Origin of the sequence: Bacteroides sp. AF29-11 (assembly GCF_003602895.1) — a bacterium.
GTDB classification, from domain to species: domain Bacteria; phylum Bacteroidota; class Bacteroidia; order Bacteroidales; family Bacteroidaceae; genus Bacteroides; species Bacteroides uniformis.
Genome location: NZ_QTLY01000009.1, coordinates 72,531 through 97,428, shown reverse-complemented (window position 1 = coordinate 97,428; position 24,898 = coordinate 72,531). Strand labels below are relative to the sequence as shown.

26 protein-coding genes are annotated in these 24,898 nt (G+C 46.3%); 3 read left to right on the top strand and 23 right to left on the bottom strand.

Annotated elements, in window-relative coordinates; translation table 11 throughout:
* Positions 1-91: 91 nt before the first annotated feature.
* The 5 genes from DWZ03_RS15995 to DWZ03_RS15970 all read right to left on the bottom strand — a co-directional run bounded on the left by DWZ03_RS15995 (position 92) and on the right by DWZ03_RS15970 (position 3,414).
* Complete coding sequence (locus tag DWZ03_RS15995) at positions 92-871, bottom strand: DUF4121 family protein (RefSeq protein ID WP_074783553.1); 780 nt, start codon at positions 869-871, stop codon at positions 92-94.
* A gap of 457 nt (positions 872-1,328) precedes the next feature.
* On the bottom strand, positions 1,329-1,625 hold the full coding sequence (locus tag DWZ03_RS15985) for an HNH endonuclease signature motif containing protein (RefSeq protein ID WP_044269012.1): 297 nt from the start codon (positions 1,623-1,625) through the stop codon (positions 1,329-1,331).
* 787 nt (positions 1,626-2,412) lie between these two features.
* The gene (locus tag DWZ03_RS20060; RefSeq protein ID WP_139147471.1) at positions 2,413-2,556 is read right to left on the bottom strand and encodes a transposase; all 144 of its coding nucleotides are present in this window, start codon (positions 2,554-2,556) and stop codon (positions 2,413-2,415) included.
* Between the two features lie 265 nt (positions 2,557-2,821).
* Positions 2,822-3,124, bottom strand: a complete 303-nt coding sequence (locus DWZ03_RS15975; protein WP_074783554.1) for a helix-turn-helix domain-containing protein — start codon at positions 3,122-3,124, stop codon at positions 2,822-2,824.
* Complete coding sequence (locus tag DWZ03_RS15970) at positions 3,121-3,414, bottom strand: helix-turn-helix domain-containing protein (RefSeq protein WP_074783555.1); 294 nt, start codon at positions 3,412-3,414, stop codon at positions 3,121-3,123. Before DWZ03_RS15970 ends, DWZ03_RS15975 begins: the two co-directional genes overlap by 4 nt.
* Positions 3,415-3,624: 210 nt before the next feature.
* On the opposite strand from DWZ03_RS15970, the gene DWZ03_RS15965 reads away from it, so the two are divergent.
* The 3 genes from DWZ03_RS15965 (at position 3,625) to DWZ03_RS15955 (ending at position 5,752) form a co-directional block, all read left to right on the top strand.
* The gene (locus tag DWZ03_RS15965) at positions 3,625-4,461 is read left to right on the top strand and encodes a phosphoribosyltransferase (protein ID WP_181980038.1); all 837 of its coding nucleotides are present in this window, start codon (positions 3,625-3,627) and stop codon (positions 4,459-4,461) included.
* A gap of 236 nt (positions 4,462-4,697) precedes the next feature.
* Positions 4,698-4,991: a helix-turn-helix domain-containing protein gene (locus DWZ03_RS15960; RefSeq protein ID WP_005864565.1), complete on the top strand. Its 294-nt coding sequence runs from the start codon at positions 4,698-4,700 to the stop codon at positions 4,989-4,991.
* A 56-nt stretch (positions 4,992-5,047) separates the two neighbouring features.
* Entirely contained in the window at positions 5,048-5,752 is a 705-nt protein-coding gene (locus DWZ03_RS15955) for an NYN domain-containing protein (RefSeq protein WP_117681478.1), read from the top strand.
* Positions 5,753-5,835: 83 nt separating this feature from the next.
* On the opposite strand, the gene DWZ03_RS15950 is transcribed toward DWZ03_RS15955, so the two are convergent.
* From DWZ03_RS15950 to DWZ03_RS15840, 18 genes are all read right to left on the bottom strand, one after another.
* Positions 5,836-6,627, bottom strand: a complete 792-nt coding sequence (locus DWZ03_RS15950) for a PRTRC system ThiF family protein (RefSeq protein ID WP_117681479.1) — start codon at positions 6,625-6,627, stop codon at positions 5,836-5,838.
* Complete coding sequence (locus DWZ03_RS15945; RefSeq protein WP_117681510.1) at positions 6,624-7,325, bottom strand: prokaryotic E2 ligase family D protein; 702 nt, start codon at positions 7,323-7,325, stop codon at positions 6,624-6,626. The genes DWZ03_RS15950 and DWZ03_RS15945 overlap by 4 nt, the downstream gene beginning before the upstream one ends.
* A gap of 10 nt (positions 7,326-7,335) precedes the next feature.
* On the bottom strand, positions 7,336-8,445 hold the full coding sequence (locus DWZ03_RS15940) for a hypothetical protein (RefSeq protein ID WP_117681480.1): 1,110 nt from the start codon (positions 8,443-8,445) through the stop codon (positions 7,336-7,338).
* 36 nt (positions 8,446-8,481) lie between these two features.
* Entirely contained in the window at positions 8,482-8,703 is a 222-nt protein-coding gene (locus tag DWZ03_RS15935; RefSeq protein WP_005942675.1) for a PRTRC system protein C, read from the bottom strand.
* Between the two features lie 21 nt (positions 8,704-8,724).
* Positions 8,725-9,723, bottom strand: coding sequence for a PRTRC system protein E (locus tag DWZ03_RS15930; RefSeq protein ID WP_117834293.1), 999 nt, complete (start codon positions 9,721-9,723; stop codon positions 8,725-8,727).
* 19 nt (positions 9,724-9,742) lie between these two features.
* Entirely contained in the window at positions 9,743-9,952 is a 210-nt protein-coding gene (locus DWZ03_RS15925; protein ID WP_117681481.1) for a hypothetical protein, read from the bottom strand.
* A gap of 18 nt (positions 9,953-9,970) precedes the next feature.
* A complete protein-coding gene (locus tag DWZ03_RS15920; RefSeq protein ID WP_005942681.1) occupies positions 9,971-10,183 on the bottom strand; it encodes a hypothetical protein in 213 nt (70 codons plus the stop codon).
* A gap of 299 nt (positions 10,184-10,482) precedes the next feature.
* The gene (locus tag DWZ03_RS15915; RefSeq protein ID WP_008778772.1) at positions 10,483-12,255 is read right to left on the bottom strand and encodes a DNA topoisomerase; all 1,773 of its coding nucleotides are present in this window, start codon (positions 12,253-12,255) and stop codon (positions 10,483-10,485) included.
* Positions 12,256-12,327: 72 nt separating this feature from the next.
* Positions 12,328-12,603 (bottom strand): DUF4099 domain-containing protein, encoded by a 276-nt coding sequence (locus DWZ03_RS15910; RefSeq protein WP_117681482.1) that lies wholly within the window; start codon positions 12,601-12,603, stop codon positions 12,328-12,330.
* A 53-nt stretch (positions 12,604-12,656) separates the two neighbouring features.
* Positions 12,657-14,495 carry a DUF3945 domain-containing protein gene (locus DWZ03_RS15905; RefSeq protein ID WP_117834287.1) on the bottom strand — a complete coding sequence of 613 codons (1,839 nt, stop codon included), beginning with the start codon at positions 14,493-14,495 and terminating at the stop codon, positions 12,657-12,659.
* A 629-nt stretch (positions 14,496-15,124) separates the two neighbouring features.
* Complete coding sequence (locus DWZ03_RS15890) at positions 15,125-16,444, bottom strand: sigma-54-dependent transcriptional regulator (protein ID WP_005942696.1); 1,320 nt, start codon at positions 16,442-16,444, stop codon at positions 15,125-15,127.
* Positions 16,425-18,746 (bottom strand): hybrid sensor histidine kinase/response regulator, encoded by a 2,322-nt coding sequence (locus tag DWZ03_RS15885; protein WP_117884380.1) that lies wholly within the window; start codon positions 18,744-18,746, stop codon positions 16,425-16,427. Before DWZ03_RS15885 ends, DWZ03_RS15890 begins: the two co-directional genes overlap by 20 nt.
* Before the next feature lie 224 nt (positions 18,747-18,970).
* A complete protein-coding gene (locus DWZ03_RS15875; RefSeq protein WP_074783566.1) occupies positions 18,971-19,495 on the bottom strand; it encodes a TetR/AcrR family transcriptional regulator in 525 nt (174 codons plus the stop codon).
* A gap of 239 nt (positions 19,496-19,734) precedes the next feature.
* Positions 19,735-20,874, bottom strand: a complete 1,140-nt coding sequence (locus DWZ03_RS15870; protein WP_117884353.1) for a StlD/DarB family beta-ketosynthase — start codon at positions 20,872-20,874, stop codon at positions 19,735-19,737.
* 5 nt (positions 20,875-20,879) lie between these two features.
* Positions 20,880-21,500, bottom strand: coding sequence for a TetR/AcrR family transcriptional regulator (locus DWZ03_RS15865; RefSeq protein ID WP_117884351.1), 621 nt, complete (start codon positions 21,498-21,500; stop codon positions 20,880-20,882).
* Positions 21,501-21,979: 479 nt separating this feature from the next.
* Positions 21,980-22,960, bottom strand: a complete 981-nt coding sequence (locus tag DWZ03_RS15855) for a pseudohemocyanin (RefSeq protein ID WP_117884348.1) — start codon at positions 22,958-22,960, stop codon at positions 21,980-21,982.
* 319 nt (positions 22,961-23,279) lie between these two features.
* Positions 23,280-23,831 (bottom strand): NERD domain-containing protein, encoded by a 552-nt coding sequence (locus DWZ03_RS15845; protein WP_117884346.1) that lies wholly within the window; start codon positions 23,829-23,831, stop codon positions 23,280-23,282.
* Positions 23,824-24,861, bottom strand: coding sequence for an AAA family ATPase (locus DWZ03_RS15840; RefSeq protein WP_117678108.1), 1,038 nt, complete (start codon positions 24,859-24,861; stop codon positions 23,824-23,826). The genes DWZ03_RS15845 and DWZ03_RS15840 overlap by 8 nt, the downstream gene beginning before the upstream one ends.
* Between the last annotated feature and the right edge of the window lie 37 nt (positions 24,862-24,898).

The window sequence follows — 24,898 nt, the reverse complement described above, 5'->3', positions numbered from 1 at the left end:
TGAAAAGACTGCCTTATGATATGCCCTTGTTTCCTTCCTGTCATATGTGGCAGAAGAAAACAAGGGTGATTTTTCATGTGGTGATACTATGTTAATAGTAGAATGTGGTCAGATGCGTTTTATGGTCTTTTACAATCTTTACTTCCTGCATCTGTCCGTATATCTCACGCATGGATACCGGACAATCCATCTTTTCCCATTCTTCCGGGGAAATTCTCATGTCGGAATGCCTGAAACACAGCATGACCATTTCCTGAGAATCCTCTTCTGCGAATATGGTACCTTCATGATCGTTGACAAACTGTTTGAGTCCATCCTCATCCTTACAGGATATTTCTCCGACGTACATATCCTCGCCCGACCGGGTGTTTTTGCGGATATGGATTTTGAACCATTCCCGGCTTTCCGGCTGTTCAGGTGCGCCACACTCCCACAGGGCTATTTTCGCATCGTAGTAAACCTCCCCGTTTTCACATGCCCCGTAATGCCCCCAATGCTTGAAACGGCCGGTAGTCCATGCCTTGAACCTTACATCGCCTGCCTTTACCAACAGACACTCACCGCCATGCATATCGCATTTGATACCCTCTTTGTCACGGGACACGAATGGAACACGGGAAAAATCCCGGAGTATAATGTCATCTCCATATACGGCATCTATAAAGAACAGCCGGGAACGCTCACCATAACCGGAAACAAAGAACAGGTTGTCTCCTGTCCGTAGATACCGGTCGGAGCGTGTCTTTTCGATGTGTTCCACCATGGTATTCACTTTATCTATATCTTCCTGTACAAGTCCGTGTATCCGATCATACCAGTAGTTCAGGCGGATGAAAGTTTCTTTGCTATACTTGTTTGTTGTCTGAATCATAATTTTCTTATTTCGTGATTAAACATTTCCGGCTTTGGCAAAGCCGATATTTCTATCTCTTACATGTCAGACATTTGTCTTTTGCTCTGATAGTGCAAGGCTTGGCGAAAAAATACCGCAGCGAAGCGAGGATGATTTTTTCAGCCAACCAGTCCGAAGGACCGCCTTGCGCATCAGAAGCAAAAGGCTACCTTTACATGTAAGAAATAGAAATGCTGACTGATATATGATTCCAAAATAAAAAAGGTGAGTATTTACGATAATATCCCAAATAGGCTTATCTGATTTATAATAACTGAAATCTTAAACTTTGAAAAGGAATTGAACGTTTTCAGATACAATACGTTATATTTGCATTTTTATAAGAAAAAACTACCGTCATAGTACCCAAATGACGGCAGTTTTATAAAAATTGCAAAATCGTATTAGAGTACGACTTGATAAAAGCAATACAAAATTACTTTTCAGTATTGTGAGTTCCTGAAGCTGTAATTTTGCATACAAGACGGTCATTTTGGCGTGAAGCATTGTTATCCCATTGCAAGGGACGGAGGTTGGATAGATTATCAGTTCCACCTTTTGAAACAGGAACGATATGGTCTATTTCCCAACCATATTCACTATTTCTATTTCCGTAGAACCTTCTTCCAATCCAAGCCTTGCATTGGTCTTGACGCCAAACAGCCGGGTCATTTCCAGCAACTGGTGTTGCCTTTTCCCATACTTGTTGAATGGTTTCTTCTGAAAAAGCCATAATATGCAATTTTAATTCGGGGAATCTTTGTATACGATAAGTTTATGTCGCCCCTGCAACAAGATTGTATCGTATATGTCTCTTATTCTCAGTTTTCAGGGGAGAAGTCTATAAAAGCCTGTCGCATATCCTCACGGACTTTAAGAAAAGGCTTGCGATACCTTATGGAAAAGGTAAACAAAATGAGTGCCAATACCCTTTTCCTGACAAAATGTCATAGCAATCTATGCCCAAAGTTATCAGATATAGAATAAAGAAAATTTGTAGATATAAATAGAACAATTATTTCAATTGAAGTACAAGACCGCGGTGGTAAAGAAGCGAATATCATCGTCAAAGGGGAACGGAACAATCAGATTATGTTTGAGGAACAGTTTGATTATAAGGACGAAGAAAAGTACTCTTTACGTCTTCATCTTCTGAAAGGGCGATTTATGGAAAAATTTTCGAAACTTGGCGAGAGTGTAGGTATTCTTTGTATCCGTAAACTATTCAATGATATAACGATACGGAGTAAAATGAAAGCTAATCCCGATTATAGAACACTTGATAAATAAAACGTTATGGAAGCTCAAACAACATGGACTGCTTTAAGGCATAGTCTCAAGATAAATTATTGGAGTGACCAAAAACAATGCTGGGTTAAGAAAGTAAAGAAAACCGCAGAGCAAGCTCCCAAGGTTAAATTTAGATAAAGGCAGGATTATTAGAGCCTTCAAACATAGTTCCTATTCTGACGTTGAAGTTCTTGCCCGTATTCTTATAGCGGTACATTCCATCGCCACGGTTATATACTTTGGACGTAGGGGTCATAAGGAGAAACAGGAATACCGTTTGCCCAGCGTTGCTGTTCCAGATACTTGATGCAGCTTTCCTCTGTAGGAAATGCTTCCAAGAGGTCATATAAAGAAGTGAATTTACCAATATTCATCTTACTAAAGTTTATAGTTCTTGCTATATATAACTCTGGTGAGAAAAGTTGCTTGGGAAAACAGTTATCTGTGTATATAGAAATACCGCCCAAAACTCTTGTTCTGAACGGCATTATTGGCAAAGTTAGTTAGGGTATTGTCGTAAATACTCACCATAAAAAACTTATAATCTGCCGGTTCTGTAATAAGAAAGCCATGAAACCCTCTCTTTTTATCGTTTCCATGACTTTCTTATGTTTATGTCGTGATACTTGGAAACGGGTATTACCAATGATTAAATGTTTCCACCCTGTTTTTTTCCAACAGAACAAGAATGTCCTTTTCCTTATATAATAATTTGCCTCCTACTTTGTAATAGGGCAACCTGCCGTTCATTCTGTAATCAGCCAGCGTTCTTCGTGTCAGCTTTAATTTCTCCGCCAACTCGCTGTCGGTAATGTAACGCTCTCCGTTCAGGACCGGACGAAAGTTTTTCTCCTGGTCATCCAGCATTTTGGACAGGGTGCTTATGTTCCGAAAAAAACGTATAATCTCAGGGCTTTCTTTGGTCAGTATGAATTGAGTCATAAGGATTCGGGGGTTACATGGTGAATACTGTTTTCCAAATAACGTATAATCTCCTGACGCCTGTAATATACCTTGCGGTCTATATGGCTGTAAGGGATAATCCTGCTTCTCCGAAGTTGCAACAGCTTTCGGGGCGAGACATTCATAAGCATACACGCTTCCTGGTTATCAATCCAGTCATCCATACTACAGATGCCTCCTCCGCATGTTTCACGCATTTTCTTTTCAACGGCTTCCAAAGCCTCATTCATTTCCATGAATGCCTTAGCTTCGATACATACAAACTCCATAAACTCTGCTTTTTTTGTCCGGCACGAAAATACGGGAAGTAAAAGTCGTGGGCAAAAGGATGTCATCAAACGGCATCAGATGTCATCAGATGTCAGAGACCGCTCTGTTTGGGGCAGCAAATTAAAAGAATGGCTAAAAGTCTGTTTCTTTACCGGAAAAACAGTATTTTTATCCCGGGCAATCTGTCCGAAAATAAAAAAACAGGAAATATGGAACTGATAATCAATGCAACATTATTACTAGCGGCTATCGTTCTCTGGATATACGGACAATACTGGAGGAAAAAGTGCGGCAAGGTGCTATGCCAATATGCAGCAGCCTACGATGAGCGGGAAGACAGGGAGAAACCGCTACGTCAAGCCATCATAGCAGGAAATCCTCATGCACCGCTGTTATATGCGCTGACTTGTCCTGAGCTGTTTGATAAAGTCCGTCCGTTGCGATTGTTCTCATTCGGGAGCATTCGCTGCGTGTTTGCCGGCTATTATTTTCCCAAACGCTTTGAAAGCTGGCTTTGTGATGACCAGTTGGCATTCGTGCAAAAAGTATATGATTTCAAGGATGGAAAAGACAGCTGTACGGAATATTTTTCACAAGCATTCCTGCTTCTTTCCACTGATGAGGATATTACTGCCATGTTTATGCCGTGCAGCACATCAGACCGCTATTACAGACGTTTCTCAGGCATTGCCAGTTTTCTGGAAACGCATGGCTATGTCCGTTCAGGACTGGATTTAATATGCATTACGGAAAGCAGGGAGTGTAAACACGCCTCAGAAAAACGTTCCGAAATAAATACCGCCAACTATATGATGTCAAACGCCCTGTATGGGAAGAGGGTCGTGATTGTCGATGACTTGCTGACCAGCGGGACCAGCCTGCTGGAATACGCCCATAACCTGGAAAGGGCCGGTGCCAAAGTGGAGGGTGCCGTATTTCTTGCCAGAACCTTTCAGATGCCTTCGCCGGCAAGAGTAAAACGCCTGGTATGGAAACGCCATCTGCTTGCCCGAATTTGGCGAAAACAGGCGGGGTATTTTCTGTAAATTGTAAAGTTTACATTCGGATTTTACAGTTTTACACTTCAAAAATTTACACTTATTATCCTCCAACAATAATTTTGAGATTATACAAACTTGATTATCAAAATGATATGATATTCATATAAACAGAAGCGGACAGTACGGCATAGATTTTTCACTAAAGATGGCATATACTCTTGAGAGTGCGCACAAGAAAGGGTATTTCAGTAATAACCTTTAAAATACAGGAGATACATGCCATGATGTATATAGACAATGAAGTGCTCGAGAAAATGATAATGACCATAGTGGAAGGTTTTGACCGCATAGAGAAGAAACTGGACAGGATGGGACGTGTGAAAGAGTTCTTGAACGGTGACGAGCTTTTGGACAACTATGACATAGCCCGGCTGCTCAACGTGTCGCTGCGGACAGTCGCCCGTTACCGGGAAAAAGGACTGATCCGCTATTACCAGACGGATGAGAACGGTAAGAATTTCTACAGGAGTTCGGATATACAGGATTTTTTGCAGAAACGGGGAAAGAAAAACTGAACGGGAGAATGTGGATATGCGGAAGTTGTGCTAACTTTGTCTTATAAACGATTGTTATGAAGACAAATACCAATTCCAGATATGCCGTTGCGGTCCTTATTGACGGGGATAACGCCTCCTTTGAGAAGATGGAGGATATAATGGGCTTTGTTTCCCGTTATGGGGATGCCGTCGTGAGACGAATTTATGGAGATTGGACGAGGAAATCGCTTTCCGCATGGAAGGAAACTGCCCGGGAGCATGGATTCAGGCTTGTACAGGCTTCCTCCCATGCTCCCGGAAAGAACACGACGGATATTGCACTGGTCATAGACGCGATGGATATTCTTCGTGACGGGCGGGCGGACTGTTTCTGTCTGGTAGCCAGTGACGGTGATTACAGCCTGCTTGCCCAACGGATACGGGAAGCCGGATTGAAGGTGCTGGGATATGGGGAGGGCAAGACTCCCGTATCGCTGGTACGGTCCTGTTCCGTGTTCCTGTATGCCGACCGGAAGGAAAACAAGGTTTCGGACAATACTCCCGAATTCTTTATCCGAAGGGACATGGAGTATTTTGACAAGGCTTTTGAGCAAGCGGCTGACGGCAAAGGGGAGGTGTCCCTTTCGCTGATCGGCGGCGCATTGAAAAAAATGATGCCCAAATTCAAGGTCAGGAGATATGGATGCAAGACATTGGGCAAACTTTATGAAAGGCTGGACCGGTACGAGCTGGTCATGACAGACAAGGGAGTGGCAAGTGCCGTGCGGCTGAAAGGCTGAACCGCACGGCGGGAATAATCAGGAACCGTCAGTTTCCTTTTATGCATCCTTGCCATGGCATAAAGGAAACTGACGTTCGTTGTCTATACCGGGATGGGATTTATCCGTAGTGTATCGAGATTGAGATAGGCCCCCCGGTAGAATGTCCTTCCTTCCCTGAGCATGCGCCACAGGATGTCGCAACCGGTTTGTGCCAGTATGGAATTGATGAAAAGGTCCTGCTTCTGCAAGGCTTCCGCCAGCGAGCAGCTCGGCCCCGAATCCTTTTCCTTGATGGTGGAGTAGCGTACCTCTTCGGTAATGACATTCATGCGGGGAATGGCCAGGTATTCGTTGGATACGGGCTGGAGGATCTTGCTACGGATGTTCCCTATCAGGACCTGTCCGGTGGTCCGGGCATTGCCGAAGTCCATCCAATATATGGGTGATTGCTCGTTGTTGGAAGTGTGTTCCCGGTGTTTCTTCAGGAATCGCCAGAGGTTCATCCGGGAGCGGGTGTTGTCAGTACAGGTGACGATGATGTTCGCCAGGACGGGTTCTTCCCGGTCCGCAGAGGCTTTCAGCGGATAACGCTGCCCTTTTGCCTCCCACGAGAAGCCGAAAAAGCGGTTGATGCGGGTCACAAGTGCCACCGCCTTGTTCAATCCGAGTTCCGATCCGCTGAACAGCTGGCGTCCGATGTTCGCTTCCGTAACGGTATCGGGGTCGAAGACCGTCACGTGCAGCCCCGGATGTCCGAGTGCCTGCAATGCCACGCTCATCCGCGCCAGACCGGTGGCCACCTGTGAGCCTGTACCGCCCGCACCGATTACGAAGACGGTCACGGGATGGTAGGGGTTGAGCAGGTATTTGTCTGTATAATGAATCTTTTTCATGCCAGTAAGTCTTTAAGTCGTTTGTTCATGGGTTTCAGTTCGTTCTCGTCAAACGGATTGGTGCGTGCCTTTTCCGTTACCGAGACCAGGTTGCTTTCAGTCGGATTCCTGTTTCCTCCCAAATGGGAGAATTCGCTGAGCCAGAAACGCTTTTCCCAATATTCAAGGAGCTTTGAGAACGTCATTTCTTCCGGAGTTTCCAGCGAGGCGTTTCCCAGACAGACACTGCTGCCCGTGACATTGAAGAAAGGAGCGAGGAAAAGCGGGCTGTTTTCCGCCAGGACTTCTCCCTTGTAGGAGAATATCTCCATCCTGTCGCCGGAAACCTTGTAGATGACGCCGGGCATATTGAATGTCCCGTCGGGAATATTCAGGCTTCCGGCAAAGAACATCTGCCGTTTTCCGGGCGGATTGTACCAGATATACCTCTCGTGCCCCTTGCGGACATCACACCACAGCATGTTGGCGGGGATTTTCCCGTGCGGCACATTCAGCCGGTCATCCATATAGGATTCCACCAGGGCGTTCATGAACTCATAGGTAACGGGAGCGGCAGCCTCCATCCTGCCCCTGTCGTTGATGGGATGCAGTTCGAGGTAATACGTCCCGCTCCTATAGTTGTTCTCACGGTATTCATATGCGATCAGTGCCGCCTTGGGCACCATTATCTGTTTAAGTTTGCCAGTCAATTCATTCATATCGTTCATTTTAGAAGTTATCAGCTATATGTTTTGTAAAACGGTCCAGCCATTTGGAAAGCCTTTCCGGGTAGTCGCCCATTTGTAGGAGACAGTCCGTTTCCGGTGTCAGTAGCTTGTATGTGACCGGGGTAAGGGCATAAGTCTCCTGGTAGTCCGAGTTCATATACCCCTTTATACACTCTGCCAGTGCATCGCAGGTGGAATAGACCAGCATGACCTGGCTTTCCATTCCCACCGGGTAAAAATCGCGCTCCTCCTCATACGCCCAATCGTACAGGTAGTCTGTGAGGTCCGGGCTTTCCGGGGTAATCAGTGCCATGCCCTCCCTTATCAGTTCCAGCAGTTTTTGCTCCTTCCCCTTTTTTGCCCGGTAATTCCGTACTGCCTCTTCCAGAGAGTTACAGAACGGTTTTCCCGACATCCGTTTGAGAGCTTCTGCCCGTTTCCCGGACTGGTAGGAATCCGCCAGCCGCCTGTTCGCCCTGATCTCTTTCGGGGAGGCGTCGGAATCCCGGTTTTCCCAGTCTTCCAGTTCCTCTATGGCAAAATCATAGCAAAACGCCTCGGTGACATTGCAGACTCCGTGATGCCGGACGAATTGCCGGACGAACTCCCTGACAATGTTCCTCAATGATACGGGAAGCCGTTCCGTAAAGTCGATGGGAATCCAGAACAATGCGGGTTCCGGCCAGTCGTGGTATCGGAACAGGCAGAAGTGGAGCCTTCCGTCTTTCTCTTCCAGATTGACACACTCCGGCACGTTCTCTTCCATAACCTTGTGCAGTTCGATGATTTTCAGACGGGGGCTGCCCCCTTTCCTGTATCGGAAAGGGAGCTTTATACCCATAAGTCCGGCATAGTTCAATGCCGATTGATAGAGATAATTGAAATTATCCGGTGTCGTGAGATTGACCAGGGAACCGTCATGTTCGTATTTATGCCAGAAATCCGGTGCGAAAGGAGTGATTCTGCCGGTCAGAAAAGCATTGTGCCTCCCGGTGGCGGCAGTATCCTTCTTTTTTGTCCCGAGATTCCTCTTCGGATGTCTGATGCGCCGATCGAGCGGATAATGAGTCCCGCCAGATTTTCCTTGGCTGATTCTGATAGCTGTCTGCATGGTTTGTCCTCCTTTTTCTTTCTCTTGCCCATACGCTTATCCTTTCACTCCGATGGTTGTCTTGAAGCGGTAGACCGCCTTGTCCTCCTCCCATTCCGGCCCGTGAACGGTCGCCGTTGTCAGTTCGGGATAGGTCATGGAGTAGAAGTCCATCACCTCGTTTACGGACAGGCTGCTGTCCGGATCGCTCAATACCAGTTCCTTGGAGTCCTTCTTGAATTTGAAAATTCTCTGTAATCCTTTGATTTCAAGTGCCATAATTTTTCTATTTTATAAGGTTCAACAATATACCATGTCCATTTGTGCCATGTCCGTCATGCGGCATTCCTTCGGGAAGTCCGGATATTCTGCGTACGGGTCTTCCCTGAGCATTTCCCGGTCATCCTCGCAGTCCTTGTCGAAGTTGTACATTACAGCCTCCTGCACCGGTGCATACTGTGACGGAGCCGGTTGCATCCATTGCTTTCCGTCTATCTGCGGTTGCGGCATCTGTACCGGTTGATGGAACTGGATACCTTGCGGTTGTGGAACCGGTTGCGGTTGTGGTGCAGGCTGCGCGTATTGTACGGGCTGCGTTTGCGGCTGTCCGGGATATACTGCCGGTTGAGGCGTTTGCGGTTGTGAGACGGGTTGCGGAACCGGAGACGGCTGCTCGGGCAAGAACATCGGGATTTGCTCTCCGCTCCGGTATTGCGGTGCCGGGGCTGCCGCCGGTTGCGATGCCGTTTGTTGTGGAGCCGGCTGCGGCTTGGGCATTGGCGGTTGTTCCATACCGAACAGGCTTCCCTCCGATGCCTTTTTCTGCACTTCCGCCATTTTATCGTCGATTTCCGCTTGCTTGTCCGGAAGTGCCAGCACCTTTGCCTGCTTGAGCCATGTCAACGCTTCGGAATAGCGTTTGCCGGTCATGGCATCCTCCGCCTTCTTAAGCAATTTTTCCATCTTTTCCCGTTTCTCGCGGACCTCTTTGGACTCTTTCTCCACCGCAGACCTGGCGGCTTTGCTTTGTGAGGCCGCCTGTTCCGCCTGCTTCTCGAACGTTTCCAGGTTGGTAAGGATGCCCTGCGCTTTCTGTAAAGGTGTGCCGACAGCCTGCAGGAAGCCTGCGTCCAGCTCTTCCGGCGTGCCGTTCAGGATGAGCGGAACGATGCGTTCCCCATCCTTTACTCCTGACCGTCTGGGAACAACGGCCACCGTCAGGTTGTTGTTTACTCGTCTGATGTTGATGCTCAGGTCTGTGCCTGCCGTAATCATTTGGTTGATTGCTTGAAAAAACATAATGGTAAAATTTAAAATGTTATACATGGGTTTCCTTGAAAAAATCCTTCAGGATTCTCTGCCTGTCCGGATTCGAGGCGATGCCTTTCAAGGGCTCCAGATAGTAGCCGATACGTTTCGGTCCGTCCGTCGTATCGGGAATCTGTCTTTTTACAGGTCTCACACGGTTTGTGGTGGGCCATGCAGCCGGCATGACCGGAGCCGACGGGGTAAATGTAAAAGTTCTCATATCTTCAGCATTTAATGATTATACAAGCATGCCCATGGCAATCAGGACAAGGATTGTTTTCAGGATGAAGGTGAATGTCCTGAAGATAAGACTGACCAGAGTTCCCGACAAAAGGAACAGGACGAGCAGATACACGGGAATGATACCTTTGCTGTAGAGCAGGCATATTCCTGCAAGCAGAACCAGTGAGACCACTTGTTTGCAGATGTTTTCGATGAGTTGCAGTTTCATGTCTTTAATTTTTTAAGAATGAATAAATAATCCCATCGGGATATGTTTTCCCGATTTTATAGGCCTCCGGCCCTTGGATTGCCTTTTTGCGCAAGGCTTGGCAAAAGAAAATACCGCAGCGAAGCGAGGATGATTTTCTTTTAGCCAACCAAGCCCCCAAGGGGGGCCGCCTTGTGGCAAAAACGAGGCAATCCAAGACCTTTGCCGCTTAAAAGCGGAAAACGTATCTTGCACATATAAAAAGAGAGGCACGGACCCTAGTCCGCACCTCTCTTGTACCCTGACATGCCGGCAACCGCTTACATGGAGCCATGTGGCCGGGCTTCTTCCGGATGGTTCCGGAATATCTCTCCGGTCACCTCATTTACCGTTTCCAGCACGCCGTCCAGAAACTCCTTCTGCGTGAGCTCCCCCCGCTCTATGCGTACCAGTTCCGTTTCCCAACCGGAGGTGAGGGAGGCTTCCGCCACTTTCATTCCACGTACCGTCTCATATAAAAGAAGGCCTTTGGGGGTCGGGATGATGTACCTGCCCGAATAGCGGATGTATTTGCGGTCCAGAAGCGTACGGATGATGTTCGTACGTGTGGATACGGTTCCCAGTCCGGCCTTGTCCATATAGTCCGTCAATTCCTCGTCCGTATAGGGGGAAACAGGCAGGGATTTCCTGTGTATGAGGCTGCATCCCGCCACCGGCAGCGTCTCCTCCCGCAAAAGTTCAGGTGGAACGGGGCAGAGGACACAGTTTTCTGAAACAAGGTGTTCCCTCTGGAAGACACCGAGCCATCCCGTTTCCAGGATACGGTATGTACGGATTCGGAACTTGCGTGCGGCGCATACCGTTTCAACCGTTGTGTATTCCACCTTACACGGTGGCATGAACGTTTCCAGCATCCTGCCGACAATGAGCGTGTAAACCAGCCTTTCCTCCCTGTCCAGCTCGCCGGGCTGTACGCCGGTGATGACAATGGCATGGTGCTCCGCCGTATCCTGTGTCCCGGTCATACCTTTCCTTGCCGTAAGGTTAACCATACCGGCATATTGGCGGAAATCCTTGCCGGACAGCAACTTTTCCATAACCGGAGGTAACATGTCATACACATCCCGGGGCAGCAGGCGGCTGGAAGTGCGCGGACAGGAGATCAGTTTTTTCTCGTACAGGCTCTGGGTGATTTCCTGTACCCGTATGGCCGTCAGGTTATGGTAACGGTTCGCATCTTTCTGAAGCTCGGTCAGGTTATAAAGGGCCGGCGCGCCGATTTCCTCTGTCCGGCTGCCGACAGCCGTGACACGTGCATACCCTGCCGCCTTGCAGTCCTCGTACAGTTCCAGGGCGTCCCGGCGGTTCCCCAAGTCTTCCACGTGGCGCATCTTCATTATTTTCCCGTTCTTGCAGAGGCTGATGAACACGGGCCAGCTGTCAGCGGGAATGTGGTTCTCCCTCTCCCGGTACCGTCCGCTTATGGCCGCCAGTACAGGGGTCTGCACCCTGCCCAGCGAATTGTTTCCGAAGCCTACCGCCTTGCAGACGGCATAGCTTGAATTGACCCCCAGAAGCCAGTCGGCCTTGTTGCGGCTGTCTGCCGCCAGGAACAAGTTGTCGAACAGGGCGCATGGGCGGAGGTTTTCCATGCCTCTGGTGATGGCCTCGTCCGTCAGGGATGAGATCCACAGGCGGAGGCAGGGTTGCTTGCATCCCAGAAAGCGGTAAAGATACCGGAACAGCATTTCCCCCTCACGGGAAGCGTCGGTTGCCGCAATGATGGTGTCGCACGCGTCGAACACCTTGGCTATCACCTTCAACTGGAGTACCGCATTGATATCGGGATTCCATCCCGTATCCGTCTTGACGTGCCTTACCGTCAGGAAAGGAGGGGGCAGCAGGGGGAAGTCCTCCCGCTCCACCCATGACGTACCGGAATCTTTCGGCATCGCCAGGGAAAGCATGTTGCCGTATGTCCATGTCACCATGTATCCGTTTCCGGTCATGTATCCGTTCTCTTTTCTGTCTGCTCCCAGAACTCTTGCTATCTCTCTGCCCACATTGGGCTTGTCAGTCACTATCGCTATCATATTCTTTTTCTTTTTGATGTTCCGTGCCGTTTCTGGCGGCACGGAACGTGGGTTAAACCTGTTGTTTCCCGGTTAAATTTCCGGTGTCTCCTTCTGACGGAGACCGTTTATTTCCATGACCGGTCTGCCGTTGCCGTCAGGTACCAGCTTCAGCGTGGCGTCCATCGTCAGGCTGATGACCGGTGTGCGGAGTTTCAACGGGGCGATTTCCGTTTCCTTGCCTTGCAGCAACAGTTCCATGTCACCGCTGGTTTCCAGTTGTTTTTTACTGATGCCGGCGGCCTCCAGACCGTTCCAGTCAATGTCTTCCGCCTTATAGATGTGGCGGACATTCTGATTCGTATTCATACGATTCGGGGATTTTAGGTTTGTGTAATTCGTTCTGTTTCCCTTTGGCCGGGTTATACCGCCTGTGAAGCGCCTTTCTTCTGTTCCTGCTGCTGCCCCTGTGCGGTCTCCGTCTGTGCGGCACGACGGGAAGTATCCCGGCGGATATCCGGATTCTCCTGGAAATATTGCAACTGTCCTGAATAGGGGTTGACTTTCAGGTAGGAGCTGAAGGACTGCCCGTTGTTTTTCAGCCCTTCGACAAGGATGGTCTTTCCATCCTGAAGGTTCGCCCTTTCCTGTGCCGTGAACACATGACCGTAAACCTCCGCCGGGATGCGTGGCGCCTGCTGCTCGTTGAACCCGTCCGGCGTGCGTGAATACATCGTCCTTCCGGTATTCATGTCCAGTTTGACAAACGAGGAGAATTCCTCTCCCGTACGTCCGATCATGTTTTCCAGATAGACCGCCTGTCCCTTGCGCAGGGTTTCCTTGTCCTCGGGTGTCAACTGCACATTGCATATTTCCTTGGGGATATAGATCTCCCCCGTTTCCGGGTTGTGGCGGGTGTAGTTCGGGCGTCCCGTTGTCTGGTCTATCGTGACAAATGAGGAGAATGTCCCGTTTCTGTTCTTGAACTTCATGTCCTCCACCAGGATGGTATGCCCCTCGCTGAGCATCTTTATCTGGGTGGGCGAGAGCGGCACGCCCCCGATGGAACGCTCGTTGAAAATCTGGTTTTTCGGGAAGATGAACTCCAGCCCCCTGCGCTCGGCGCTGTACTGGAGCGTGGCGTCGAACCCCTTTCCCGCCTTGGAGGTCATGCCCTCCACCTTGACGGGCTGTCCCTCCTTCAGCAACCTGATTTCCTCGTCCGTAAGCCTTACCCCGCTCACTTCCTGCGGGATGTAGACATGCTCCTGGCGGACAGCGACCAGCTCGTTGGTGTTCTTGTCGATGGAGATCAGGCAGGGGGTATATTCACTGCCACGCAGGTTGAGTTCCGCCACACGCCCCATGTTGCCGCTCTCACGCAGGTTCTTCTTGTCCTCCTCGCTGAAGTTGAATCCGAAATAAGGGCGTTCCAACTGCGGCTCCTTGCGTATGCCGTGAATGGCCAGTCCCACCTGTCCATCCTGTTGCGGGATGAGTGAGAGCCTTGCATCCAGTTTGGCTGTCAGCAAACCGGAAAGATGGATTGTCAGGGGCACCAGCTTGTTGGTCTTGTAGCCCTTCAGCATGGAATCAAGGAGTCCCTGCTGTTCTAGCGAAGCCTTTGAGATTCCGACCTTTTCCAACTCCTCCCAGTTGACCATGTTCTCATTATACCGGTAATGCGGTCCTTGCGACTCCTGCGCTGCCTGTTGAGCCTGGGGCTGCTGCTGTTGCTGTGCCGCCTGCTGTACCTCGCTCTGTTGCAGGGGTTCCTGCGGTTGTGTCTCTTTGTCTGCCATAGCTGTTTTTTCTTTTTGGTTTACACTTTGTTCCTTCTTGTTTTCTCTCGGACGGATTTCGTAGCGTTTGAGGAACTCCTTCACTGCGTCCGTCTTTTTCCCTTCCGCCAGGTCCTTGATGGCCTGCTTGTTCATCTTGTAGTCGTGGAAGGTCATGCGGAGCAGGCGGAAATGGGTAGGTTCCTTGAGCTGGCTCCAGAAATTCTTGATGAAGTTTTCGAGTATGCTCGAGTTCTTGTCGAATTTCAGGAATGAGTTCTCATTCTTCTCGTCCGCCGGAACCGTCTTGACCTTCCCGTCCTTGTCGATCTCGCTGACTACTTGTACACCGGCTTTCGGGTCGCTCTTGTTATGGACCAGCATCAGTTCGGTGATTTGTTCCACCGGAAGTGCATCATTCTTAGCCCTCGGTTTTCGGGTCCGTTTAGGCTTTTCGTTCAGGTTCTTTTCCTGTGCCATACATTTTCCTTTTAGGGGTTAATAAATTGCTTTGACGCTTCAAATGTATAGGCTAAATTTGAATAAAACGCTGATTTTCAAAAAGGTGTCATCAGATGTCATCAAATGTCATCATATGTCCGAAAAAGTGGTTTTCAGATGAGGGTGGAATGTCGGCGAACAGGGGGAAAGCCGGGCAAAAAGAAATATGCGACAAGAAAAAAGAGAAGCGGTATGTATGGCAGGAGAAGGAGCAGGCGGAACAAACAATGCGGAACCATGCAGAGCGGAGGGAGCTGAAGCCCCCTGTCTTCTCATGGCTTCTTTTATTTTTGCGAAAAGATTCTTGTGAGACCTATACCCCAGACGGTACATGTGGGATTTCGTGGGGTATGAGATATGCCTTCCTCAATATCCGATATTTTTTATCCATGCGTCACGTCGGTCGCAGTTTGCCCCTGTAATCGTTTCTCAAATCGAATTTGGATTGCCGCCGCATTCTTTTTCGTGAAAATTTTCCACGGCGAAGCCGCAAGGAAAATTTTCACGAAAAAAGTGTAGGAAATGCGGCTGGCAAGACTAATTCGATTTTCCTTTGATGAAGGGGGAAACTGTTCTGGCAATATCCATCCGCCTGTCCTTTTAACATATTATTTGCTAATACCATGTATGCTCATTTTTTTATAAAGGGTGGGGCGGCTTATTCCCAGCAACGCCGCCGCTTGTGTCAGGTTTCCTTTGGATATGGATATTGCCGTCTTGATTTGTTCAATGTTCCTTTTCTCGTCTTTCTGCAAACATTTGTCTATCTTTTTTTTCTTGGCAGAATTCGGAGCATCCGTTTCCGTCTGTTTCAACCGTAAAAAATCGGGAGTTATCAAATTTCCTTTGCATATCAATACCGCCGCATAAACAACCTGTTTCAACTGCCTGACATTTCCCGGCCAGCTATACCCCAACAGCATTTCTTTTGCCGGTCCGTCAAAACCCACCACCTCTTTCCGGAGTTCCGCACAAGACTGTTCCCTGAAAAAATCCGCCAGGGGAAGTATGTCTTCCAAACAATTTTGCAGCGCAGGTACGGTAATCGTAAAGTCATGGAAACGATACAACAAGTCTTTGCGGAAACGTTTCTCGGCCACCGCCTGGAACAAGTCCTCGTTGGTTGCCGCGATGATACGCACATCCATCCGCCTGTCCTGTTTCCCGCCCACCGGACGATAGCTCCGTTCCTCCATGGCACGCAACAACATCCGTTGTGTCTCTATTGAGAGATTCTCCACTTCGTCCATGAACAAGGTGCCTCCCTGCGCTTCCAGGAAATACCCCGCCTTTTCCTCGGTAGCCCCTGTGAAGGCTCCCTTGACATGGCCGAAAAAGGCGGAAGCGGCCAGATCTTTGGACAAACTGCCACAGTCAACCTTAATATACGGTTTGTTGGCTCTGAGACTCCTCCTGTGTATCTTATTTGCCAGATGTTCTTTTCCGGTTCCCGTGTTCCCCAGTATCAACACTGTCATGTCTGTTGGTGCAACCAGGTGGATATATTGGTTCAATTCGCAAAAAGAGGCACTCCTGCGTTCGTAAATCACTTTGGAAAAAGTATCGTTTGCCGCTTTTATCTTTCTTATGGCGGGTAACAGCTTGTCTTCAACCAGTGGTTTGAGGATAAAATCCTCCGCACCTAATTTCATGGCATGGACGGCAGAATGTATCTCCTCATAGTTGGTCATCATTATGAACGGATGCATGTACCCGTTATCCCTCATCCATTTCAACAAGGCGGTACTTTCCCCGTCCGGCAGCCTTAAATCCGCCAATACCATATCATCCTCATGGATGGAACCCCTAATCATTTTTTTTGCCTGTGCCAGCCCGTGTGCCTTCATTGTCTTAAAGTCCGCCTTTTGCAAAAGACTACAGATATAGTCACAGAACAAGATATTATCCTCAATAACAATCACTTTCATAGATTTTCTTTGCCTGTTGTGCCAAATAAATTATTTCTTTTCCTTTATCCAATACTTTTTGAACAGTCCGTTTCAATTCTTCAACCGAAAGCTCCCCGGAACCCTGAAGCAGCGCAAACAATTCACGTAGCGGTTTACCGGCATGAATAATCTCCCATGAGCATGTCAGATGGTGTACCCACTCCTTCAGTGCCTCGTGATCATTCTTTTCCGCACTCTCAGCCACCGCTTCCATATCCTTTGCGGTTTCCTCAATCAAGGTATCAAGCATCGCCTTTTTGTCTCCATGCTCCAACAGAGTATGGAAATCAATTTGTTCCAACTGCCTTTCGTTTCCTAAGCATTCTGCGCATACCTGCAACAATTCCTCAGCCGAAAACGGTTTTTTCAAACAAGCCGAAAACCCCGCCTCACGCAGGTCTTCCGCCTTGCAGCTCCCCGAAGCGGTTGCCGCTATGACCGGAATGCTCCTTGAATTTCCCACTTTTGCCATGCGCAGGAGTTTCAGCACCTCAAACCCGTTCATCTGTGGCATTTTCAAATCCGTAATCAACAGGTCATAGCTTTGGCAACGTACATGTTCCATCAAGTCACGTGTATTCTCACATACCGTACAAGTGACTCCATGATGCGCGAACATTTCCCTGATCGCAGCCAACAAGACGGTGTCATTGTCCAATACCAGAACCGTAAACGGCTGTATGGGAATCCTGTCCTTGTCGTTGCCGTTCACACTTTCCTCTGCCACAGGCAAGGGCAAGTAGACAGTAAAACGGCTGCCTACACCTTTCCGGCTTGTCAGCTCTATCCTGCCTTCCAGCAACTCGACCAGGCTTTTGACTATTGAAAGCCCAAGGCCGACCCCTTCTTCCGCAATCGCGTTGGGAAGCCGTTCGAATGCCGTAAAAATACGCGCCTGCTCCTCGTCATCCATACCGGTTCCGGTATCTTCCACCGTAAGCGCCAATATCCCTTTTTCAAATCGCGTACGTAATGTCACCGTTCCCTGTTCTGTAAATTTAATCGCATTTGACAACAGGTTGCTCCCTATCTGGATTATTCTTTTTTTATCCCCGACAACAACCGCATCCCCGGCACTTTCCATGTTTAAGGACAAGTTCTTTCCTGCCGCCAACGGCAGGAAATCCGTTTCCAATACCTCCATGACAGAGCATAACCTGAACGGGGCGGGACTGGCTTTTTCCTTGCCGCTTTCCAAACGGAAAAATCCCAGCAGGGCATTCAGCATGGAAGCCATATATTCTGCCACCTGCCGTATATTTTGGTTATACTCCTTACGTTTCAACGTCCTCCTCTCCGTGGCAAGCAATTCCGCATAGCTGCTGATGGTGGCAAGCGGAGAACGTAAATCGTGCGTCACCGCCAGCATGATTTTTTTTCTTGCTTCAATCAGCTTCTTGTTTTCAACGACAGTCTGCCTCAACTGCCGGACCGTATCCTCCAATCTTCTTTTATAGCGGTTTATGCGTATCATATACCTGTGTATAACCAGATAAGACCCTACTAATAACAGTATCATGAATGCCGTCAAACCAATGACTACGGCAAATGATTGTTTTTCAGCCTTTGCAATCCTATCTTCCCGTTTCTTCAGCTCTGTTCTTGCCGCCTTGTCCATGTGTACAATCATCTGCTGTAGCTGCTTGTTCAACATTCTGTTCTTTCCGGCTAAATAGTTCGTCTGCTCAGCCAGTTCCCGGGTATATGCCTGATGTTCGCCCACTACCTTTTGGTTGAGTGCATAAAGCATGGAAGCCGTGGAGGGGGAATCCGCCTTATCACGTTTTCTGAACAGCCTCTTCAGCAATCCCCCCTTTTTATTGGTTTCCCGTTCACTTTGTCTGGCAATAACCGGAATTTGTGCCGCAATTTCCTGACTGACCTCTTCCTGTTTATGCACCAGAGATATGATTTTTTGCATATACAGTTCCTTGTCTTTCCATAAAGTACGGATACTGTCCATGTGGGAGTTGGGATTGCTGTTGTTAAATTCATATAACAAGCTGTCAATATGCTGTTTCCGTTTGCGGAATGTAAGAAAATCCTGCTCGTTCCATTCCATGAAGGTTTCACACAATAAAGAAAGGCTAAGCATTTCCACATATATATCATTCATGTCATGTTTCTGACGGTTGATTCCCCGGACTTCCACTTCCCGGACCTTCATCTCTTTCCATTCATGGATACCGGCGTATACAATACAGCTTATGATTATAATTTTGGTGATGTACCCGACCGCTATTGGGGCGAGAAGAGGTTGCGAACATAAAGATTGTCCCAACAATTTATTCCAGCTTTTCAATTATCTACTTCCTTTTCTGATTAGTTATACTCAATTAAAAATCCTTTGCAAAATAAACCGACCAGTCGGTTTGTTTTGCAAAGGTAAGTTTTTTCCAAGAATAATGAAAGGAGAATTTGTTTCAGCAAATGATATTTAACAGCTTATCTGCCTAAAGACCAATGTTGTGGCTCAAAAAAAGGAAAGAAATACAAACGTTGAGATTACATTTTTAAGAACATACCCAAAAACGTCTTACCGATGGAGGTGTTCAATATCTGCCTGCTGAATTCCGCAGTATCGTTTACACACATCTTATGGTTGCAAGCCATATTTGAAAGGAAGTCCTGTTCCTTGGCAAAAAGTTCCTGGTACATTTGAGAAAAATCGTCCATATACTCGTGGGCGGAAGATACAAACTGCATATAATGCATCAAGCCATTACCATTCAATTGTTCAGGAAAACTGTTTATCACCCGTTCTATCGGATTCCGGTACAGCCTTAGAAACTCATCCCAATTTTTTTCTACTGCTGAGTCTATTTCGGTTGGAAGTTGGGATGCAGGAAAAAAACACATTTTCACAACCGCATCCACCAACAGTCTTTTGGAAGGAAAATAATGAATGACGGCCCCCTTGGATTTATGCACGGCAAACGCCACATCACAAAATGAAGTTTGTTTCATACCTTTCGCGATGAATAACCTATACGCCTCCTTAATAATCCTTTGTTTCAAGTTCGGGTTCATCTTACAGCTATATTACAGAAGAAATAGCACAGATGCAATCAACAACCCAAACGTGGCAGTGGAATGCCTAGAGATGAAGCTGACGCACCTGTGCTATATATCTTAATATAGCGCAAGCTGTCATATTCCATCTTATCTCTTTGAAATTTTCCACTTTTCGTTTGAAAGATGATATATGATACTATACTATGTCGTTTTTATCTGCGCAAAAATACGCTATTTATCGTTTATTTCCAAACTTAAACCACACTTAATAATACAGTTCCATAAGAAAAACGCCCGCTTTCAGGAACAAGCAGCAATATTTTTTCTCCAGATGTAAGTTCGTGCGTCTTCCAGAACTCATCCAAAATTGCGAATATAGCTGCTGAAGCGATATTGCCGACCTTTGGCAAATTCGTGAACCATTTGCCCTCATCAATTCCGATTCCCGTTTGTTTCAACTCATTTATTATTTTGTCATAAAAGAACATGGAAGAAACATGAGGCAGTACATAAGAAATCGTATCCGGTGATACTTTGTGTTTCTCTAAACAATATTTGATATGTTTTGCCCAATATGGTACAGCCTTTTGTTCCAATAATTTAATATCTTGTTTTACTGTAAAGAGTGAACGATCTACAAAATCTTGAGAATTAAATGCTTTCCAACTTTTTAATTCTCCATTTTCTGTTTTTTCTGCCCCCATAAACATACATGTTGGTAATTCATTCGCAAATGAGGTCATTTCCACCCATTCAACCTTTAAAGCCTTTTCATTACCAGGATTGTCTTGAAGCAATACAGCGCTGGCCCCATCACTCAACATGAAACGTAGAAAATCTTTCTCCAATGCCATGTATGGCTTTATTCCAAGATTAGCGCATTTCTCATACTCTAAATCATAGTTTTTGGATAGCAAGCCAGCTGATGCCAATTCTGAACAGCTACAAACAGCATTCTGTTTTTCACCAGATAAAATACTCCAATAAGCGATTTTAAATGCTTGAATGCATGACAAACAAATACCGGCTGATGAATATATTTCCATTGGCTTGTTTTTTAGCAAGCCATGTACCATAGAGGCGTGTGAGGGTAATATCTGATCCGGACTAGCAGTTGCGCACGCTAACAAATCCAAATCCTGCATTGGAAGAGGATGTTTCGCCAACAGACTATATATAGATTGTGCCGCCAAGTCTGCATTAGTATGTGTCATAGTCTGATTAGTATCAATGGCATAGAAGCGTTGCTTTATACCATTCTGTCTAAGCACAATGTTTTTGACACGAGAGTGTGAACCGGAAATTAAGCCCAAATACTCCTCTATTTGGTCATTGCCTATAGGAGAGTTGGGGAAGTAAACTGCTGTTGTTGTTATAAAAACTTCTTTCTGCATTTAAATTATATTTTTATTAAATTATAAATGAATATAAATTGCTTTTTTAGCTCTGGTATATTTAATCCGTTTTCTAGGGCATCATTATAAGATTGCCCAAAGAAAAGATATTTAAACTGTTTGGCAAGATACCTGCAATCATATTGTTTATTTATTTCTCCCTCATTCTGAGCCTGTTTCAATATTCTTTCCCACAACAACAATTCTTTTTGTGTTATTATTGTTGTTTCTTTTGTGAAATTAGGATAAAATTTTTCAGCTTGTAGAATTAAGTTCATATATGCTCGTGTTCCATTAGTTTTAGCTTCCGGCAAGATGAACTGAGTTAAATAATTCATAGTACGCTCAACATTAACAATATAGTGTTCTATAAATTCATATAAAGACATGGCCTTTGAAGTTTGCAGTTTGTTGTCAACATCCTGCTTTCGGAGTATATATTGATCTATCACATCAATAAACAATTCTTGTTTTGTAGGATAGTGATATGACATACATCCTCTCGACAAATTGAGGCTTTTCTCTATATCTTTTAAGGGGACCATGCTATAATCTTTTGTCAGAAACTGTTTGAAAGCAGTCTCCCTTATTAAAGCTTTTGTTTCTGAACCTTTTGTTCCTTTCATGATATTCTTTTTTTTGCATCATACAAAAGTAGTTCTTTTTAAAAGAATATGCATTTTGTTTTAGTATTATTAAATATGCCTTTTTTATATGAGTCAAAGCCTTTTATGCATTTACGGCACACCGATTTGCAACACCTTTTTATCTTTTGTTTCCTATGCGATATATTATTTTTCACTATATTTGTTTTCAAATAAGCCGATTAGTCGGTTTGTTTAACATAGGGGAACCCAAACAGAAAGTGGAATTTCAAACAGAGATGTTCCCCTGTGTTTTTCATTCCATATTCCGATAATTCATCCATATTCCATTTATTGCACTCAAAAAAAATACCGACTGGACGGTATTTTTTTGAGTGCAAAAGTATAAATATCCCCAACAAAAACAAAGGGAAAAGCCAATTATGCATCCTATCGGCAAAAAAATACCGGTAAAATGTACATTATTCGCTTTTCCCTATGAGGAACAATATGCAGTTGTCTTATCTCGAAACCATCTTTATATTAACCTGTACCCCCTGAGAGTTTAAAACACGAACCGGTGTCTTTTCTCCGGCTTTCAAATAGAACAAAAGATAATCTTTCGCACGCTGGGACTCGAAGAGACCTTTTTCACGGTATTCGGCAATCCACTTTTGGATCATCGGAATCTGCCAGCGGTTCATCAAGATATAGTAACCGAAATAATACTCCAAATCGCTCAAGAAAATATTGAGTTTCAGGTAATCCCACCAGAACTGCTCTTTCCTTTTGCTTTTGGCGTTGAGTATGACGACCTGATGCCCATAAGTGTCACGGGGATTTTCCCAATCCTGTTGGGAGACAAACACATCGGGAACCACATTGTCGGCATGGTCTTTTGCCGGAATGAAGTGAGACAAGGATTCGATGGAATCCTTTATCTTTTCATATAAGGATGGTTCGTACTCTTTGTTGTACAGTATAACATCCCGCAAACGGGTGGAAGTGAGATGGGTCACCACGGAACGTCCTATCATACAGTGATCCGGAACAGTCATTACCGATGCCAGCCTTTTCATGAATCTGATTTCCGCTTTTGCCTGTTCTTCCTTATCCGATTTTTTGAAAGGATAATCTGACCAGGCAATCTTCCGCATTCCCCGATGCAGGCCCGTGAGCTGCAAGCCCGCATAAGCGCAGAAAATGGAAGCACGAATAATCTTGAAGATAGGGGTACGGTCACCCTCGTGTGCCACGTAAGGCAGGTTTTCCACTCCAAAAAGCATTTCATTTTCCGCTATCAAGTCGGCAGAGATTGTCTTGCCTTCTTCCAGCCGTCCCTTAATCTTGAAATTACGTTTTTGATATCCCCAAGTGTGAACAGGCCGCGTAGCTATCAGCGTCACACAATAATTGCCATTTTGCGGCGTGAAATCTACATTTTGCGGCGTTGCATTGAGCATCAGTTCGTTCAGCAACTTAATCTTTTGGGTATAGTCCATAAACAATTGGTTTTAAGTGAAACATTTTGTTAACAGTGCAAATGTAGGCATCAAGTTTCGTACCGGAGTTCCGTTTTTCGCCGAAAATCACTGCAACCTCAATAATATATTCTATTTTCATTCGAGCAAACACTTTCCGTTCGGCAACAAACCGATTAACGGGTCTGTTTTTGCAAATATATCTTTTTCCCTTCAAACAAGAGGAAAATGCAGGATTTATTTTTCAGAAAACAATACATAAACAGGCTACGCAATCAATCCGCAATAAAAAGGGAGCATAAAAGAACGGTGGCAAAGGATACCAGAATCCGACGGGAGACTATAAGAACGAGATTTCCGTATCCGGCAATACATCGGAAATATTTTCAACCGGATTGATGGAAATTTTAGCAGCATGTAACCAAGACAACTTTTGCTTTAGTTTTTGCATCCAAATACTCATACGGACCTTATGTCCTTTTTCATCTGCCACATCCAGTTCTATACAGGCAATGACGACTATCTTTTTCTGCCTGTCAAGCAGCAACCGGTTAATCCGGGTGAAAAAATCTTCATCGTTGGTTGAGAAACGTGCCGCATTGGTTGCCGTAGCAATCGTGTCCCTGACTTTGACTGCAATCCTGCGCATCAACTCATCGCCTTTTGCCTGAAAAACCTCCTGAGTCTCCGCATCGTGCGTATGCCCCCTGTAATTCTTCACCTCGACCAGGAACAGCTGTCTGTTATCGTGAATGCCCAAGAAGTCCACCGCCTTGGTAGGTTGCAAGGCATTGCTTACCTTTTTGTGTGCCAAATGTTCATCATACTTGACAACAGCCCATTGGGGAGAACTAAACTTGAAGCTTATACCGCTTTCCTGAAAATCACTCATATCTGCTGATGAATTGTTGTTCCAAATCGTAAAATGCCGCATATTCCTCCAATATCGGATTGTTCTGTATGCCTGCCAAGGTTTCGCTTTCCTCTACCATGATTCCCTTATCTTCTTTTTTCAAGCCGAAGAACTTGACGGATATGTTCGTGTGCTCCTTGTATTCGGAATAGAGAGAAAGCGTATGTGTAAGCAGGTAGTCGTGAGTGGCGACGAAAATCTGCAAGCCGCATTCCTGAAGCACGCGGATAAACTTTGCCACGACTTTCACAAGAGCCGGATTCAGGTTGGCTTCGGGCTCGTCCCAGAACAGGATGGTGTCCGCATTGATTTCCCCATTCAGTATGAGGTACAAGATGGAAGCCAGCTTGCGGAGTCCTTCGGCTACCAAGTGCGCTTCCATGTTCCCTTTTTCTGTCTGTATATAGAAACGTCCGTTCATCTGCAAGACCTTGAACTGCAATTCCTGCTCCAGCAACTCGATGGCCGGTTTCAACGGATTGTCTTCCGACTCACGCAATATGGGGAGTGACAACGCGTGTGCCAGGTTGATATACGTTTGGTCAAATGAGATTTCACGTTTACTGCTCAAACCGATAAAGCCTTCGAACAAAGAGAACATCTCACGTGGGGGAATATAGATAAAGTGGCGGTCGTCCCACTTTTCGTCCGTTTCTAATTTTACAGTTGTTTTGGATGCGGATGAGAAGCTGTATTGCAACAGTTTGCCGTCTATCGTGACTGTAATGTTTGCCCTGCCTGAAGGCACTCCCTTGTTGACCAGGTTGCCTATGACATCCGGCTTGAAATAAAATATCATGTCTTCCGCCAAGATATACTCAAACTGTTCCTTGGAAGCTGAGTTCTTGCCGAGGAAGTCATGGCGTGCCTGCAAAGTTGCCGCCAAGCATTTGAGAACGTGCGTCTTGCCCGTACCATTCTTGCCAATAAGGACGTTTATCCCTTTGGTGAAATCAAACCGGGTATTTGCAAAGCCTGTAAAATCAGTTAATAATATGCTGTTAATCATTGAATATGTTTCATTTATACTAAGTAACTACAAAGGT